We start from the raw sequence: 17,795 nt of genomic DNA, 5'->3' as shown, positions 1-17,795 counted from the left end.
CCGAAAGACCATAGTTTACATGATAGGTCAAGATCAGACCTAATGTATGTGGTGATGCATAAATCCTTGATAAGTCAACGGCTGGCAACTCTGGTGATTCCTTTGATAACGGTTGAAAATCGATATAAAACTGCCGGTAAATGTATCTTAATTTAAAGGCTTGAGGGTCCTTTTTAAATCGTTTCTTCTCTTTTGAAGATATCCCATTTAGCTTCTTTTGATAATAAGAACAGTCATTGTTCTTACACTTGAACACATGAAAATCTTTTCTTTCTTTAATTTTCTCGAGAGTTTTGGAACAATGAGGGCACTTAAGAATAGCCTCTTTTGAAAAACGATTTTTATCGCTGAAAAGGCAGGTACAGACTTTGCATTGATACTGACCTTTGTCTCCATTGTTGGCATACAAGTAATCTGATGGAGCACCACACTTTGGACAGAACATAGATTTAGGTACTGTAACTTTTGAACTCTTACGCCTTTGAACAGGTTTAAGAGACTTACCTTTCTTCTCTAGGTACTCAGCGAGAAGGACTTGATAATCAAGCTTTTCTGGCACTTCAATGATGGGAAGATCATCTACCTGGAGTTTTTGATAAGGTTTATTCACCGGCTGTTCTGTTGGCTTATCAAACATACTTTTACCGATTAATAGGGTAAGTAATGTTCGAATTAATTGTTCTTGAAAGTTTATAAAAGATAATAAATAGGTTATAATTTGAGGGTACAAATTGTCACTTCCATTCTAAGATATTTGGGTGTGTGGTAACCTCAATTATCCTTAGATTTCAGGGGGTGGCAATTTTTTTGCTTATAAAGCCCTCCAACAAGGTATTTTATAGCCTATTTCTTATAAAAGTTTTGACAATACGGTCTAGATAATGGGGGTGAGAAAATGGAGGTATCCACGAAACAGAATTATGGAAGCAATACAATGTCAAAATCAAAACAGAATAAAAACACCATATTTACTAGATTGAGGCAAAATAAAATTGCCTATTTTTCATTATGGTTCCTCGTTCTCCTACACTTGGTAGTTTTCTTAGGTCCGATTTTTTGGACCGTTAATCCAGAAGAATTACAAGAAGCTGGTTCATTAGCTAGTTGGTCTTTGCAACATCCTTTTGGAACAGATGATCTCAGTAGAGATGTTTTTGCAAGAATGCTCCATGGTGGAAGAGTTACATTACTAGTAGGTTTAGCAGCTATGCTATTCGCTTTATTTATCGGGACATTAGTAGGGGCTTGTGCTGGTTATTTTGGCAAATTTGTTGAAGCCGTGTTAATGCGAGTTACTGAGGCGATGATGGCAATTCCTAACTTCTTCTTTGTCCTCGTAGCGTTAACCGTTCTTGGAACAAGTCCAGTAATGGTCGTTATAGTTATTGCACTTTGCGGTTGGATGGAAATTGCGAGAGTTGTCTATGGTGAAACATTAAAGTGGAAGGAATATGAGTTTGTCGAAGCGGCGAATGCATCAGGTGCAAGAAGTATTCGAATTCTTACTAAATACATTATTCCGCAGATCGTTCCGTCCATTATTGTTTCAGGTACATTAACGATTGCAGCAGCAATTTTAACAGAGAGTGCTATTAGTTATTTAGGATTGGGGATTCAACCGCCTACACCAACATGGGGGAATATGTTGCAGAATTCACAACAATATATTTGGACAGCACCCATTTTAGGAATCTTACCAGGAGCCGCAATTACAATCGTTGTTCTTGCTTATAATTTCCTTGGTGATGGTTTGCGTGATGCTCTCGATCCCAAATATGTAAAGAAATAATGAGAGGAGAAAATTCTATTGTTTATAACCATTAATGATAATCAATTATATTATGAAATTCATGGAAACCCTGATGGAGAAACGATCTTTTTTATTCACGGCGCCCCAGGATTAGGAGATTGTCGAAGTGATATAAAAGCATTTTCACCACTTGGGGACCAATATCGACTCATATTTATGGACATGAGAGGTTCTGGACGTTCAGAGGGAAAACCACCTTTTACTCATGAACAATGGACAGCAGATATAGAAGCAATGAGAAAAGAACTTGTAGGGGGTCCAATTAAAATATTAGGTGGTTCCTATGGGGGATTTCTCACACTTGAATACGTCCTAAGATATCCTGATAATGTTACCCATGTATTATTACGTGATACATCTGCTAACAGTGAATTTGACCATCTCTCTGTTGATCAAGCTCTAGAAAGTAATTTACCAGGGATAACGGAAGAGGGAATACGGAAGCTTTTTGATGGAAAAGTAGAGTCTAATGAAGAATTAAAGGAAATGTTTGCTGCAATTCAACCACTTTATACAGTGAAGTTTGATGAAGAAGCAGTCAAAAAGAGGATCGATTCGATATATTATCGCTATGAAACTCACAATTATGCATTCAGATATAATAAGCCGAATTTTAATCTAGTTCCAGATTTACACAAAATAGCGGTCCCTACGCTCGTAACAGTGGGAAGACATGATTGGATTACTCCGGTAATTTGCTCTGAGTTGATTGCTGAGAAAATTCCTCATGCAACGCTAGTTATCTTTGAAAATAGCGGTCATTCTCCTCAGAATGAAGAGAATGAGAAATATTTGGAACTAGTTAGAGGGTTCCTACAAGACGCAAAATAAATGTCAGATAATGTGAAGCTAGATAATGCTGAGTTTCTAACGGCTGTTCTAGCTTTTTCTTTTAAATAAATTCAACAAGATAGCAGAGCAATTGAGGAAAATAACCATCTATGTAATTTTGTGATGAGGAGGATGTTAGATGAAAAATAGGATAGAAGAAATTGTAGAGAGGATCCCCCAAAAAATGAAAGCAGTTGTGATTCGTCAGCATGGTGGACCGGAAGTTCTAAACATAGAGGAAATGACAATCCCGAAACCAGGAGAGCAGGAGGTTTTAATTAAAGTAGAAGCAACTGCATTAAATCATCTCGATATATTTGCTAGAGAAGGTCTTAAAGGACCCGGTGTACCAAAGTTAACATTACCCCATATTTCAGGTGTTGATATTGTTGGATATGTGGTAGAATACGGTCCAAATATACTAAATTCATCGAATAAAATAGAAAAAGGGAAACGTGTGCTAGTAAATCCATCTTTTGGTTGTGGAGATTGTCGATTTTGTAGAAATGGTGAACCTAGCATGTGTCCAGATTATAAAATAGTAGGTGAACATTTATGGGGAGGATTAGCCGAATACGTTGTGGTACCAGCGAAAAATATTATTCCAATACCTGATCATATATCATCGGAAAGGGCAGCAGCCATTCCAGCTGTGTATACGACAGCTTGGAGAGGTGTCGTTCATGTAGGCAAAATTAAACCTTCCGATAAGGTATTAATCATTGGGGCATCTGGTGGGTTAGGCTCTGCGCAATTAGATATTGCAGTAGCTGCAGGGGCGACAGTTATTGGAATTGCAAGTAGTGAGGAGAAAAGAAAGAGATGTCTTGAAATGGGGGCAGTTGCTATGTTTGATTCTAATGGAGACTGGATGAGTGAGATCAAGGAATGGTCAAATCAAGAAGGGGTTGATATGGTTTTTGATTCTGTAGGGAAACCTACTTTTACCAAAAGTTTGAATAGTTTAAAAATGGGTGGAAAGCTGGTGTTGTCTGGAGCGACTGCTGGTGATTTTCCTGAGATTAGTATTCGCGAAATTTACCAATGGCATCGCCAAATATTGGGGGCACCGATGGGGAATTGGGATGATTTTTTACAAGTAACAGATTATGTTTGGCAAGAGAAATTAAATCCTCAAGTCAGCGCAGTGTTTCCATTGGAAAAAATAGCTGAAGCACAGAGTCTATTGGAAAACAGGAGCCATTTTGGCAAGATTGTGATACGTGTTTGTTAATAAATAGTAGAAACTTGGATGATTTCTGGAGCTATTCATGGAAAATATATAATAGGTTAGATAGTTAGAATTAGAATAAGTATACTGAAATTTGATAAAAGGCTATTGATTACGGAGGAAATCATGCAAATTCGAAAATTATCGATTAACGAAGAACCACCGATGGAACTGTTATTACTTGCGGATCCATCGTCAGATTTAGTAAAAGATTATGTAAAAAGAGGGGAATGTTTTGTAGCGGAAAAAGAGCAAGAAATGATTGGTTCATATGTCCTTCTTCCAACGAGACCAGAAACAGTAGAATTGGTTAATATCGCTGTAGCTGAAAGTAAACAGGGAAATGGAATAGGGAAACTACTTGTGTTAGATGCAATTAAGAGAGCAAAAGAACAAGGTTATAAAACAATGGAAGTTGGCACTGGGAATTCAAGTGTTGGTCAATTAGCCTTATACCAAAAATGTAATTTTAGAATTGTTGGCGTTGATCGTGACTTTTTTACTAGACATTATGTGGATAAAATTTTTGAAAATGATATTTGGTGTAGAGATATGATTAGGCTATCTCAGGATTTATTAAGCAAAGAGTGAAGGAAAATTAAAAGATTTATAGTTTTCAATAATAAATACTCAAAAACCTCTTGAAATTTTTTGAGATGTGAAGTATCATCTAACTATGTTTTAATTTATGTGAAAATATTCACATTCAAAACTATTTTTTTGGAGAGATATGTGAAAAAGTTCACAATAGCAGAACTAAACAAAAGGGAATGAAGTCGGATGAAAAAGCCAAAGGTTATTATTTTAGGTGCAGGCTATGGTGGTATTATTACGAGTAGAGAGCTAGAAAATACACTAAACAATGGCGAAGCAGAAGTTACTTTGATTAATAAGCATGATTATCACTATATATCAACCCAGTTGCATAAGACAGGTGCTGGTACAGCGTTAGATGATAAAGTTGCCCTACACATCCCAGATTTACTGAAGAAAAATATCGTTAATTTTAAAAAGGGAATTGTCCATCACGTGGACTTTAACAGCAAAACAGTGATTTTAGAAAATAATGAAACGCTAGAATTTGATTATCTATTGATTGCACTTGGATTTGATGTGGATACATTTGGTATCCCTGGTGTGGAAGAAAACGCCTTTAAGATTCGTAGCTTTAGAAGTTCTAAGGCTATTCAACATCATATTCAGCATCAATTTGAAAAGTATGCTGAAGATAGAGATTTATCTCGTCTTACATTTATCGTGGCGGGAGCTGGTTTTACCGGAATTGAAATGGTTGGGGAGTTAATTGATCAACTGCCTAAGCTTTGTAGAAAGCATGGGATTCCTTTAGAGAATACAAGAATTGTAAACGTCGAAGCTTCTGATAAAATATTGCCGTTCTTTGATCAAAAGTTAATTGACTTCACAACATCCTATTTAAAAAAGAATCGCGTCGAAGTGGTAACTTCAACAAAGATTGTTGAGTGTACGAGTGAGGCAGTTATTCTTGATAATGGTTATCAAGTACCTGCAAGAACACTAATCTGGTCCGGAGGAGTAAGGGCTAATCGACTTTTGGAAAAATGGAATCTAAATCTCGTAAGAGGGAAAATTCCTGTCGACCAATATTTACGCGTGAAAGAACTGGATGGTGTTTTTTGTGTAGGAGATGCGTCCTACTGTGTGAATGACGATCAAACTCCACTAGCCGCAACAGCTCAAGTGGCGATCCAACAAGCGCAAGTGTGTGGACCAAATCTAGCAGCTGCGATTCGCGGTCATGCCCTACAGCCATTCATGTATAGCCATAAAGGAACGGTGGCATCAATTGGAAGCCGTGCAGCTGTTGGGAATGTTTTTGGAATGAAAATAACCGGCCGTTTCGCTGCCTTTATGAAACAAGTGGTTGAAGCTCGATATTTATTTGTGCTTGGTGGACCATTGTTCATGGTAAAAGAATTGTTGAATTTAAATGCGAAGAAGGGCTATACTAAAACCGTTTCTTCTAGATAAAAGACTAAGAGAGTCTCCATTCGGAGGCTCTCTCAATGTATCTAAGTTGTTTAGACCGGAATCGTCACGATTTTATCATCCGTCTCGAGCTCATATATTGGAAGTATGATGATAAAAGTTGTACCTAGACCAAGCTCACTTTCGACTGAAACTTTGCCTTTTAATTGCTCAATGATTTGAAAGGAAATGGTTAAGCCGATTCCAGTTCCTTTATCTTTCGTTGAATAAAAAGGGGTACCAACGCGCGAAAGATGTTCTTTCGTCATCCCTTCACCATTATCTGAGATCTTAATGATGACATGTCTATTTGCCGAAAAAGCCGAGATAATAAGTCTACCGCGTTGTTTCATGGCTTCAATGCCATTTTTAATGATATTGATAAAAACTTGTTTGATCTCGTCAGCATTTCCTTTTATAAAGAGATCTGGCTCTATTATAGAGTTGATTTCGATGTTTTTTATATTCGTATAAGAAGTCATTAGTTCGATTGTTTTTGATAATTCTTCACTAATGTTAACAAGGTGAGAGCCTTTGTCATTTGGTTTCGCTAATGAAAGATAATCATTTATAATGTCTTGGGCTCGATGTAGTTCAGATAAAGAGATATCAATATATGTACGTTGCTGTTCAGTGATATTTCCATCCTTCCTCATTAGCTGTAAAAATCCATTGATAGTAGTCATTGGGTTTCGAACCTCATGGGCAACAGATGCAGCAAGTTGGCTAATGATGTTAAGTTTTTCAGAACGTTGCAATTCCCGATGTAGTTTGATTTGTTGCTTGAAATTTTCGATAAGAACGAAAACAAGTATTAAGGTAAACCATGTAATAAAGGAAAAAACGAACATCGTTAAAATGTGGTCAAATTGTTTATTATGAATTAATGAATAACTCCGAGTAAGTGTAACGATCCAATAGACAATACTGATTGCCAAAAGGCTCTTTTTTAAGGGAAGCGTTTTAAATTTTTTGCTTAAAAAATTTAAAATAATTGCCATGATGGCATAGTTTAAAAGGGTGATGAATATATGAGATTGTCCTAACCATTGTAAATATAGAAGCATAATAAGGATGGTCGCAATTCCTTGCCACAGGCCAAGATATATAAAGGCAACTATAATCGGAATAATACGAAAATCATAAACGAATCCATTAGCATAAGACACAGGAAATGAAATCGTTAATAGGAGAATCAAGACAACTAATGCGAATATCCTACCTTTATGTGTTTGCATTGTATAGATATTTTTGAGAATGGCCAGAAAGTAGTATAGCAGAATGGGAAAAATCACAAGTAATACATGATATAGTATGTGACCAATGTTCTCAAGCAAAATATAAAATCCCTCCCCCAAAACATATATGATCTCTTTCTCTTAATTTCTACAATTATAGATATAATCCTTCAAATGTTCTGTGATTCTAACAAAATTTCCTAAAATTCGGTTCCGTCTCTCGTACAAAAACTAGGATAATAGTCAAGAGATAATATCTATAGGTGGTATCCTTTTCTTGTTTGCCATATACTAGGAAATGTAGTTTACTTTTTAGCGTTAAAGAGGTGCATGATGTTTTGGCAAAAAATATGGATCACACCACACAGTTTTTACTTTTAAAGACTTTAGGGATAGCGATAATTGGCGGAACGATTGCTTTCTTCATTCATCTTCCGATTCCATGGTTACTTGGTTCTATGGCTGCTGTATTAATCGCTTCTAGTCTTGGACTAAAATTATATTGGCCTCAAAAAATGAGGGATATTGGGATCATCATTGTCGGTTATTCTATTGGACTATCATTTACAAAAGAGGCAATAAAATTAATTATTGCACAGCTTCCATCCATTTTCCTAAGCACAATCATTGTCATCAGCTTTTGCGTAGGGCTGGCATTCATGATTTCGAAAGTGACGAAATTAGATTTTCCATCCGTTTTGATTGGAAGTATTCCGGGAGGACTTTCACAAATGCTCCTTTTAGGTGAGGAGATAAAAAATATTAATTTATCGATTGTCACATTTTTACAAGTATCTAGATTAATCCTGATTATTATTTTTGTCCCACTGTTTGTATTCAGTCCATTTGTGGCAAAAGAAGAGGCTGTTTCTGCAACCATCATTCATTCTCCAACGGTACGCTGGGGTGATTTATTCCCAGATATACTCGTGTATATCCCAATCTTGCTCCTTTCTATTTTTATCGCCAAAAAATTGAGATTGCCTACTCCGTTCTTGGTTGGTCCTATTTTTGCAACAGCGGTCATTGGCTTATGTGGATATTTTGGCCCAACTCTTCCATCAACAGTGTTGGATGTTTCTCAATTGATGATTGGAGCTTACATAGGATTATTAATTCATCTAGAAGAAATTGAATACAAAATGAAAATGATTAGTGTTGCGATTAGTTCAGGGGTTTTATTATTACTCGGCTCCTGGGGGATGAGTTGGCTCCTTTCCCATTTAAAAAATATTCCTTTTTCTACGAGTACACTCAGCCTTGCCCCAGGTGGAATGGACCAAATGGGAATTATCGCAGCTGAAATTCACGCCGACCTCTCCATTGTTGCTGGTTATCAATTATTTCGCTTGTTCTTTATCTTTTTTGTTGTTCCGCCTATTTTAAGGTGGTTTGTATTTTATCTCTATAGAAAGAAAGATGTAGTAGTAACGCAGCAACATGGTGCAAAATAACGGCATCTCTAACGGAAAACGGAACCTAAATGGGTTCCGTTTTTTCATATTGGTACAAAATTTGCATAATCAGTTATGTATAGAAATAGAGGGAGGGGTATGATGACTTACCAAAATATATTGACGGACATTGATGAGAAAATAGGTGTAATTAAAATCAACCGACCTGAAGTGAGAAATGCTCTTGATGCCACCACACTGCAAGAAATAGGGGATGTACTAGAGCGTTGGGAAAATGAGGAGTCTGTGCAAGTGATTGTCATTACTGGAGAAGGAGATAAATCTTTTGCTGCAGGCGCTGATATAAAGCAATTAAAAGAGAGGAAGCCAAAAGATGCATTACTTCCAGGAAATCAAGGGCTTGCTCAACAAATTGAAAATAGCAGCAAAGTTACGATTGCTGCGATTAATGGATATGCCCTTGGCGGAGGATGTGAGTTAGCCTTAGCTTGTGACATACGAATCGCAGTTGAGCATGCAAAAATTGGACTGCCAGAACTGAACTTATCCATTATTCCGGGAGCAGGGGGAACACAAAGATTAGCTAGAATTATTGGCAAAGGTAGAGCAGTAGAAATGATATTAACTGGTGATATAATTTCTGCCCAGAAGGCGGAACGGATCGGCCTTGTGTCAACAGTTGTCCCAAAAGAAGAGTTGTGGAATGCTGTACAGGATTTAGCGTCAAAGATCGTAAAGAAAGGACCACTTGCATTAACATTAGCTAAATTGGTGATAAATCAAGGATTTGATGCTGATTTAAAAACAGCTCTGATGCTGGAGAAGTTTGCCCAATCCATTTTGTTTAGCACGGAAGACAAACGTGAAGGTATAAATGCATTTCTAGAAAAAAGAGAAGCAAATTTTAAAGGGGAATAATATGTAAAGTTTCAGAACGTCACTGTTCAATTAATAAACAAGAAAAAATTGGAGAACGTTGAAAGCTTACTATACGAGTTTTAAATATTGGCACATTTCATGCAAGAAATGAAAGTGTTTACAAGATATAAACCGTATGAATGGGAGGAGAAATACAAATGGACTTTAATCTTACAGAAGAACAACAAGAATTACAGAAATGGGCGAGAAACTTTGCAAAAGAAAAATTTTCTGAAAAAGCATATACATGGGTAAAAAACGGTGAAGTTCCATGGGAAAATGCAAGAATCCTTTCGGAGTATGGATTAATGGGCATGACTCTATCTGAAGAGGATGGAGGGCAAGGTTTGCCGTTAATCGATGCCATTATTGTCATGGAAGAAATTGCAAAGGTATGTCCAAATACAGCGGATATGTTTCAGGTGGGGAATTTTGGTGCCATAAGACAATTAGCTGCTTATGGGAGCAGAGAACTTAAGCAAAGAGTATTGCCGCAAATTCTAGGAGGAGAAAAATTGATATCTGTAGCAATGTCTGAACCAAATGCAGGTTCTGCTGTAACGGATTTAAGTACAAGAGCAAAAATTGAGGGAGACAAAGTTATTATAAACGGTACAAAGGTTTTTAATACACATGGTCCTCATAATTCTTACTATGTTGTCTGGGTACGTTTCGGTGAAGGTGTTAAAACCTCTGGTGCGATTTTAGTAGAAAGGAACTCGCCAGGATTTACAGTTGGAAAAACGGAGACTCATATGAGTGGTGAAGAACATTGTGCCCTATATTTTGAAGATTGTGAGGTTCCTGTTGGAAATATCCTCGTGCCTGAAGATGGTTTTAGAAGATTGTTTACGATGTTCAATATTGAAAGAATGGGGAATACTGCTAGGTCTCTAGCACTTGCTCAATCTGCTTTTGATTTAGCGGTAGAACATGCGAAAGAAAGAAAACAATTTGGGAAACCATTAGCTGAATTTCAAGGTATCCAATGGAAAGTGGCGGAAATGAAAATGAAGTTGGATGCTGGACGACTATTGCTCTATCGTGCAGCAACAAATGCAGATAAAGGGGCTCCAAGTCCACTTGAATCATCGATGGCAAAGGCATATATCAATACAACCGCATTTGAAGTAGCAAATGAAGCTGTCCAAATCTTCGGAGGATATGGGTATTCGACTGATTACCCGCTAGAATACATTTTTAGAAGAGTAAGAGGATGGATGATTGCAGGTGGGACACCTGAAATGATGAAGAATAAAATTGCTGAAGAAGTATTTGGAATGAGATTTAGTCAAAGAAAATAATCAAGAGTAGGAGGAAATGAATTGGCTAAAAATAATACAATTATTCAATCGACAGCTGCTGATACTCAATCTCCTGCTAGTCATTTTTTAATGGAGTTTGAAGGGGCGGACCTGCTAAGAAAATTTGAGTTACCTATTGCTAAGTCCAAATTAGCCACCACTCAGGCAGAAGCAAAAGAATTTGCAGAAGCAATCGGTTATCCCGTAGTTCTCAAAGGAATGTCAAAAGATATCATTCATAAAACAGAAGCAGGAATTGTTAAATTACCTATACAAAACGAAACAGCGTTAGTTGAGGCATATAATGAAATAATTGAAAACGCTTTAAACTACAACCAAGAAGCGAAGATGGAAGGAGTACTTGTACAAGAGCTAGCACCTAAAGGAACAGAACTCTTGTTAGGGATCAAAAAAGATCCCACTTTTGGTCATCAACTTATTGTTGGACTTGGTGGCACGCTTGTAGAGATCATGAAGGATTTCTCCATGAGAATGATGCCCGTAACCGTTCAAGACATAAAAGAAATGTTGAAAGAGCTTAAAGGGTATCCGATTTTGGATGGTTATAGAGGAAAAAGAGGAATTAATAAGCAATTATTATATTCCATTTGTTTATCACTTAACGACTTAGTAGAATCAACGCCTGAAATTGAAGAATTAGATTTAAATCCGGTTATTTTTAATGGGGATCAAGCGACTATTTGTGATGTGCGGATCCTAATGGGTACTCCATCAATGGGGGAAGCGAAAGAAAGGGATTTATCCTATGTAGAACACATGATTAATCCAACTTCCATTGCGGTCATCGGTGCATCTACGAACGAGAAGAAAAATGGTGGCAGACTTCTAAGATATATTATCGAAAATGGATATAAAGGGAAGTTATATCCGATAAATCCTAGAGCTGATCAAATTATGGGATATCAAGCTTTTCCAAGTCTTTTGGATATACCGGGTGAAGTGGAACTAGCTTGTATTATTGTTGGGGCAAATCATGTTCCGAGTGTCATGGAGGAATGTGTCGCAAAAGGGGTTAAAGCAGCGATTATTTATTCATCTGGTTTTGCTGAGATCGGAGAAGATGGGAAAGTTCTCCAAGAAAAGATTTTATCTATCGCTAAAAAGGGCAATATTCGTGTCCTTGGTCCCAATTCAATTGGAATTGCCAGTCCAAGTCTTAATATTTATACAGCGTTTGGAGCAGCACTTGAATCAAATGTTAAGATTCCGGGGAATATTGGATTTGTCTCACAGAGTGGTGCCATGGGGAGCGCATTACTAAGCAGAGCATGGGAGCAAGGAGCGGGATTTAGCCGTTGGATTAGTGTAGCTAATGAAGCGGATTTATCAACAGCTGATTTTGTTGAAGTATTAGCAGCAGACGAATTAACTAAAGTCATTACTGTTTTTATGGAAGGTCTGAAAAATCCAAAAGCATTCAAAAAAGCTATGGCAAAAGCATTAATAGCTGAAAAACCTGTTTTAGTGTATAAAACAGGGAGATCAAGTATTGGAAAACGAGCCGTTCAATCTCACACAGGGTCTATTGCAGGTGATGACGCAGTTTATTCGGCAGCATTCAAAAAATTTGGTGCCTTGAGAATTCAACGCTCAGATGAAATTATCGATGTCTCACGTGCATTTACGGTACAGCCATTACCAAAGGGGAAGAGGATAGGTGTGATTACAGCATCTGGAGGAGCTTGTAGCATTATTGCTGATTTATGTTCTGAACGCGGTTTAGAAGTACCTGAACTAACCAATACTGCCGACAAAATTAAAGAATTAATCCCGCCCTTTGGCTCAGCGCAAAATCCTGTCGATGTTACCGCAGAAGTGATTGCGAAACCGGAAATGTTCAAGAAAGTCGTCGAAACCTTGATAGAGGATGAAGAAATTGATGGTGTGATCGTTATGCTGACGACGAATGCTGACCCAGGGGCAACGATTATCGCCAATGCATTAATTGATGTATTTAAAAATCATGATAAACCATTAGTCGTCGGCAGACTAGGGGCAGACATGATTGCTCCACAGGCGATGGCGCGATATAGCACAGAAAATTTTCCCGTTTACCCAACTCCGGAACGAGTTGTGAGTGTAATGGACTATCTTGTTAAATATAGTGAAATTTTAAAGACTCACCGTGCTTCTTCAAAATTGTTTTAAAACAATGGGAATCTACGATCTTATCAAATAATGAAAATGATGGAATGAACATCGATAAGGGGAGGGACAAAGATGTCAAATATTGCTGTCATTGGAGCAGGAGTCATGGGGCGTGGCATTGCCTACACAGCTGCATTAGCAGGGAATAATGTCTATTTACAAGACTTGCATGCAAACGTGCTAGACGATGCACAAGCCTATATCCAAAAAGAACTGGAAAAATCGGTAGGAAGAGGGTATGTGAACCAAGATATAGCTGATGAAACGCTGCGCCGATTGTCCTTTACCACAAATATAGAATCAGCAGCATCTGATGCAGATCTTGTTATCGAAGCAGTGATCGAAAAAATGGAAGTGAAAATGAACGTTTTTAAGGAACTTGATCGAATTTGTCCGCCTCATACGATTTTGGCTACCAACACATCAACCATGAGCCCTACAGAAATTGGTGCACAAACCTCTCGTCCAGGAAAGTGCGTGGCAATGCATTTCTTTAATCCTGCTCATAAAATGAAGCTCGTAGAAATTGTAAGGGGTTTAGATACAACTAATGAAACGTATGAAAAAGTGAAGAGCATTGCCTTGACAATGAAAAAAGAAGTTGTTGAAGTCAATGAATTTCCTGGTTTTGTGACGAGTCGAATGAATTGCCTAATTGGTAATGAAGCAATGAATATGCTAATGGAGGGTGTCGCTTCGGCTGAGGACATCGATAAAGCTCTCAAGTTAGGCTTAAATCATCCGATGGGTCCATTAGAATTGGCAGATCTGGTTGGACTTGATTCTCGTCTTCGTAATATGGAATACCTTTATCAAACACTTGGTGAAAAATATCGCCCTTGCCCTCTGTTAATAAAATATGTTAAGGCTGGAAGACTTGGGAGAAAATCGGGGAGAGGTTTTTATACGTATACAGATGAAAAGGGGGGAGTTAAGTGAGAGATGTTGTCATCGTCGATTCCGTTCGTACCGCTATTGGAAAAATAGGTGGAAGTCTACAAGATGTTGAAGTAGATTTTTTAGCTGCAAAAGTAATCAATGGAATTATTGAACGAACCGGAATCGAAAAGCAAAGCATCGAGGAAGTCATTTTGGGTCATGGAAAGCAAAGTACGGATACACCGAACTTAGCAAGAGTTGCATCGCTAAGGGCAGGACTTCCAGTTGAAATTCCTGCTTACACGGTTCATAGACAATGTGGTTCAGGTCTCCAAGCGATTAATAATTCAGTTCAGCAAATACAATGTGGTCTTTCTGATTGTATTATTGCTGGAGGGGCGGAAAGTATGAGTACAGCTCCTTATTATATCCGTCATGGACGTTTTGGTTTTAAATCAGGGAATGGAGAAATTTTGGATCCAAATACAGAAAGTCAGCCCCGCTCTCAGCCGATAGAACAGTATGGGCATTTAACCATGGGGTATACAGCAGAAAATCTTGCTGAAATATACGATATTTCACGAGAAGAACAAGATGAATTTGCCTTAAGAAGTCAACAACTTGCCCTTCAAGCGATTGAGAAAGGTATTTTTCAGAAGGAAATAGTTGATTACGAGATCATTAGAAAAAAAGATAAAATAATTTTTAATACAGATGAACATCCGAGAAATACATCATTAGAGAAGCTTTCAAAACTTGCTCCTGTATTTAAGAAGAACGGAACGGTCACAGCAGGAAATAGCAGTGGAAGAAACGATGGTGCCGCTGCACTTTTACTTATGTCTAGTGAGTCTGCAAAAACGCTTGGGATCAAGCCAAAAGCAAAAGTCATTGCTCAGGCGGTGGCTGGAGTTGCACCTGAGCAAATGGGAATCGGTCCTGTTCCTGCTACATTAAAAGCATTACAGATGGCAGGACTCACATTTGATGATATTGGGTTAATTGAGCTAAACGAAGCGTTCTCAGCTCAATCCTTAGCAGTTTTAAAGGAATGGAATATAGATGCGGAAAAAGTCAATGTCAATGGTGGTGCAATTGCATTAGGACATCCAATTGGTGCATCTGGGGCAATCCTTATGACAAAGCTTCTTCATGAAATGGAGCGCCGTGGTGAAAAGTATGGACTTGTTACTTTATGTATTGCTGGTGGTTTGGGAATAAGTACGATAGTGGAAAATTTACAAGTGTAGTGTAAAGAGGCTCTAGACATAACTAACTTCAAATCATGAGAAAGGTGAATCCTGAGGGTACTCAAATTCACCTTTCTCTATTTTTGTATTCGATTTTCCTCGTACAAAAAAATCGTGTGAATCGCCAATTAGCCTTCAAGAATCCAATCGATTTCCGGTTTGCCTAAATTTCTACTAGAAGACCCTATTTTGCTCCAACCATCTCTTACCCTTAAGCGGAATTTTTCCTGTTATCTCCTCGATGGACTTCCTTTTAGGGAAAATAACGGAAGATTTTCCGCTTATGGAAGGCAAAATCGTTTGTTTTGGCATTTTTTGAGGGAATAGCAGGAATTTTTCCTGTTATTTTGGCTCTTTTTCATGATGGTTGCTCATTAAGCGGAATTTTTCCTGTTATGTTTTCATACCGATACGCCAACTGCGAGGGAATTTATCGACTCCAAATTAGAATCAAAAAGTCGTGACCCTGACTTTTTGACCTAGCCTTTATATTTTTTGTTTTGAACACAAATTTAAAATATTAAATTTTCTAATAATATGATAATATGTACAAGTAACTAGTTAGAAAAATGGACACATCGTTTAAAATTCAAACGTTAATTTTGTTTGATGACCATTTTTCCATCTACAATCGTATAGTGAATTGAACAAAGAAAGGAGATTTTTTGATGAATCCTAGGCTTATTATGACAGCTGGTTATCCAGAGCTAGTTGAAATGATCCAAAAGGTTTCTACTGATCTTCAAATTGAGGTGACAGTCATTGAAGGGATTTTGACTGAAGCAGCTCAAAAAGTAAAAGAGATGGTTGATTACGGAAATTATGAAGTGGTGATTAGTAGGGCGGGAACGGCACGGGCAGTAAAGAGTATGGTAGATTTACCGGTTGTGAACCACGATTCGGATCAATTTGATATTTTGCAAGGATTTATTCGCGCCAGACAATTGGGTGAGAGGGTGTGTTTTATTACATATCCGGAAGAAGGTTTTCTATTTGATTTTGACGAGATGATGAAGGTGATTGGATTTGAGGTAACGATTTTACCATATAATTCAGCTCAAGAACTAGAAGAGCAGATAAAAGTTGCAAAAGAAATGGGAATTGATGTGGTCCTTGGTGGTGGAATCCGCTCAGCTCAAATTGCTAAGAAGCATGGTATGAAGAGTATGTATTTGACCGCAAGTGAAAGAACGATAAAAAGATCTCTGATTTTAGCCAATAAAGTAGCCGAGGATCGCATTTTACTGAAGGAAAAGGCCGTACGTCATAATGCGGTCATTAATGCATCTGAAGAGGGGATTCTTTTTATAAACCGAGATGGAGAAATTGAATCGTGTAATCCGGCGGCTGAACAAATCCTGAATGTAAAGGCTGAGAATGTAGTTGGAAAGAATATGGAACAAATTTCCGATGTGCAATTACCAAGTTTTTTACGTGAAAAAGACATTTATTTAAGCAGTGGGAATTTCACACGAAAAAACTTGAATGTCACGTTTGAACCAGTTCTAGTTGAGGATAAGAGAATTGGAACCGTTATCACTTTTCGTGAAGTTAGTAAAATACAAAAATTAGAAAATAAGATTAGAAGAGAGCTTCATTTAAAAGGGCTTGTAGCTAAGTATTCATTTTCTGACATCGTTCATCAGAGTAAAAAAATGAAAGATATTATTCAGTTAGCAAAAGAGTATTCCAATACCGATTCGACTGTCCTCATCATTGGCGAGAGTGGAACTGGAAAAGAGTTATTTGCACAGAGTATACATAATGCTAGTAAAAGAAAAGATGGACCATTTGTTGCTGTAAACTGCGCTGCATTACCTGAATCTATTTTAGAAAGTGAATTATTTGGGTATGCGGAAGGGGCTTTTACAGGTGCTAGCAAGGGTGGTAGACAAGGTTTATTTGAACTGGCTCACGGAGGAACGATTTTTCTGGATGAAATTGGCGAAATCCCATCTCATATACAAACGAGATTATTAAGAGTGTTACAAGAAAAAGTAGTTATGAGAATTGGCGGAGACCGGGTGACACCTGTTGATATAAGGATTGTTGCCGCAACAAACCGAAAACTATGGGATTTAGTAAAAGAAGAGAAGTTTCGACTTGACCTCTATTTTCGATTAAGCGTCCTCCATCTTGAAATTCCTCCATTATTTCAACGAAGCGAGGATATCCCATTATTAGTGAATGCACTTTTAAAGAAACAGGGAGCTACTTTTATGTTTGAAGAGCTGCCAGAGCAACTACGCACCTTCTTTACTTCCTATCATTGGCCAGGAAATATTAGACAATTAGAAAATATTATCGAGAGACTTCACTTAAGACAACAAAGCTTAAATTTTTCAGGCAAAGAATTTATTCATGAAATTTTTATGGAAACAGAAACCGATAAGCAACAGACGAAAAATGGACTAGTCGTTAAATTAGGAACAATGGAAGAAATTGAACAACAGGTTATTCAGAACATGTTAGAAAGATACAACCAAAATCGAACATTAGTAGCCGAAAAGCTTGGAATCAGTAGAACGACATTGTGGAAAAAATTGAACGGATGAGTTTGGGAACAAGGTGTTCGGAAAATGAACGACATTTTTAAATATGTTTAAAAATTAAACTATTATTTAATTTCGCTATGCAAAATGTGTTAAATTAATCGTATTTAAATATAACTGGTGAATTAGCACGCTTCTTGCTATAAAGTATTAAGAAGAATTTTACGAATATTCGCTATATGAGCCAAAAT

The 17,795-nt window shown here is 37.5% G+C and carries 13 protein-coding genes and 1 pseudogene; 12 read left to right on the top strand and 2 right to left on the bottom strand.

The features are described 5' to 3' along the window. A pseudogene (locus tag BMSHG_RS28390) lies at positions 1-730 on the bottom strand (DDE-type integrase/transposase/recombinase); the annotation flags it as partial. Positions 731-895: 165 nt separating this feature from the next. On the opposite strand from BMSHG_RS28390, the gene BMSHG_RS03850 reads away from it, so the two are divergent. The 5 genes from BMSHG_RS03850 (at position 896) to BMSHG_RS03830 (ending at position 5,882) form a co-directional block, all read left to right on the top strand. Beyond that, positions 896-1,789 (top strand): ABC transporter permease, encoded by an 894-nt coding sequence (locus BMSHG_RS03850; protein ID WP_019153121.1) that lies wholly within the window; start codon positions 896-898, stop codon positions 1,787-1,789. An 18-nt stretch (positions 1,790-1,807) separates the two neighbouring features. Further along, complete coding sequence (locus tag BMSHG_RS03845) at positions 1,808-2,641, top strand: alpha/beta fold hydrolase (protein ID WP_019153120.1); 834 nt, start codon at positions 1,808-1,810, stop codon at positions 2,639-2,641. Positions 2,642-2,780: 139 nt separating this feature from the next. Continuing rightward, a complete protein-coding gene (locus BMSHG_RS03840) occupies positions 2,781-3,875 on the top strand; it encodes an alcohol dehydrogenase catalytic domain-containing protein (RefSeq protein ID WP_019153119.1) in 1,095 nt (364 codons plus the stop codon). 123 nt (positions 3,876-3,998) lie between these two features. Beyond that, a complete protein-coding gene (locus tag BMSHG_RS03835) occupies positions 3,999-4,463 on the top strand; it encodes a GNAT family N-acetyltransferase (RefSeq protein WP_019153118.1) in 465 nt (154 codons plus the stop codon). A gap of 189 nt (positions 4,464-4,652) precedes the next feature. Next, a complete protein-coding gene (locus BMSHG_RS03830) occupies positions 4,653-5,882 on the top strand; it encodes an NAD(P)/FAD-dependent oxidoreductase (protein ID WP_019153117.1) in 1,230 nt (409 codons plus the stop codon). A 50-nt stretch (positions 5,883-5,932) separates the two neighbouring features. Here the strand turns inward: BMSHG_RS03830 and BMSHG_RS03825 are convergent, their stop codons facing one another. After that, positions 5,933-7,216, bottom strand: coding sequence for an ATP-binding protein (locus BMSHG_RS03825; RefSeq protein ID WP_019153116.1), 1,284 nt, complete (start codon positions 7,214-7,216; stop codon positions 5,933-5,935). A gap of 239 nt (positions 7,217-7,455) precedes the next feature. Between BMSHG_RS03825 and BMSHG_RS03820 the strand changes: the two genes are divergently transcribed. From BMSHG_RS03820 to BMSHG_RS03790, 7 genes are all read left to right on the top strand, one after another. Further along, the gene (locus BMSHG_RS03820) at positions 7,456-8,571 is read left to right on the top strand and encodes an AbrB family transcriptional regulator (protein WP_019153115.1); all 1,116 of its coding nucleotides are present in this window, start codon (positions 7,456-7,458) and stop codon (positions 8,569-8,571) included. A gap of 102 nt (positions 8,572-8,673) precedes the next feature. Next, entirely contained in the window at positions 8,674-9,450 is a 777-nt protein-coding gene (locus BMSHG_RS03815) for an enoyl-CoA hydratase/isomerase family protein (RefSeq protein ID WP_019153114.1), read from the top strand. A 158-nt stretch (positions 9,451-9,608) separates the two neighbouring features. Continuing rightward, a complete protein-coding gene (locus BMSHG_RS03810) occupies positions 9,609-10,754 on the top strand; it encodes an acyl-CoA dehydrogenase family protein (RefSeq protein ID WP_019153113.1) in 1,146 nt (381 codons plus the stop codon). Between the two features lie 21 nt (positions 10,755-10,775). After that, a complete protein-coding gene (locus tag BMSHG_RS03805; RefSeq protein WP_019153112.1) occupies positions 10,776-12,923 on the top strand; it encodes an acetate--CoA ligase family protein in 2,148 nt (715 codons plus the stop codon). Positions 12,924-12,995: 72 nt separating this feature from the next. After that, on the top strand, positions 12,996-13,862 hold the full coding sequence (locus BMSHG_RS03800; protein ID WP_019153111.1) for a 3-hydroxyacyl-CoA dehydrogenase family protein: 867 nt from the start codon (positions 12,996-12,998) through the stop codon (positions 13,860-13,862). Continuing rightward, on the top strand, positions 13,859-15,052 hold the full coding sequence (locus BMSHG_RS03795) for a thiolase family protein (protein WP_019153110.1): 1,194 nt from the start codon (positions 13,859-13,861) through the stop codon (positions 15,050-15,052). Before BMSHG_RS03800 ends, BMSHG_RS03795 begins: the two co-directional genes overlap by 4 nt. A gap of 668 nt (positions 15,053-15,720) precedes the next feature. After that, the gene (locus BMSHG_RS03790) at positions 15,721-17,607 is read left to right on the top strand and encodes a sigma-54-dependent Fis family transcriptional regulator (protein WP_019153109.1); all 1,887 of its coding nucleotides are present in this window, start codon (positions 15,721-15,723) and stop codon (positions 17,605-17,607) included. Positions 17,608-17,795 lie beyond the last annotated feature (188 nt).

The organism is Robertmurraya massiliosenegalensis JC6, from assembly GCF_000311725.1.
GTDB classification, from domain to species: domain Bacteria; phylum Bacillota; class Bacilli; order Bacillales; family Cytobacillaceae; genus Robertmurraya; species Robertmurraya massiliosenegalensis.
The sequence above is the reverse complement of the archived record's forward strand: the minus strand, read 5'-3'. Positions and strand labels throughout refer to the sequence as shown.

Excerpts from the sequence above, each read along its gene's own strand:
- BMSHG_RS03850 (WP_019153121.1), top strand. The coding sequence starts at position 896 with ATGGAGGTATCCACGAAACAGAATTATGGAAGCAATACAATGTCAAAA.
- BMSHG_RS03840 (WP_019153119.1), top strand. The coding sequence starts at position 2,781 with ATGAAAAATAGGATAGAAGAAATTGTAGAGAGGATCCCCCAAAAAATG.
- BMSHG_RS03835 (WP_019153118.1), top strand. The coding sequence starts at position 3,999 with ATGCAAATTCGAAAATTATCGATTAACGAAGAACCACCGATGGAACTG.
- BMSHG_RS03830 (WP_019153117.1), top strand. The coding sequence starts at position 4,653 with ATGAAAAAGCCAAAGGTTATTATTTTAGGTGCAGGCTATGGTGGTATT.
- BMSHG_RS03815 (WP_019153114.1), top strand. The coding sequence starts at position 8,674 with ATGACTTACCAAAATATATTGACGGACATTGATGAGAAAATAGGTGTA.
- BMSHG_RS03810 (WP_019153113.1), top strand. The coding sequence starts at position 9,609 with ATGGACTTTAATCTTACAGAAGAACAACAAGAATTACAGAAATGGGCG.
- BMSHG_RS03800 (WP_019153111.1), top strand. The coding sequence starts at position 12,996 with ATGTCAAATATTGCTGTCATTGGAGCAGGAGTCATGGGGCGTGGCATT.
- BMSHG_RS03790 (WP_019153109.1), top strand. The coding sequence starts at position 15,721 with ATGAATCCTAGGCTTATTATGACAGCTGGTTATCCAGAGCTAGTTGAA.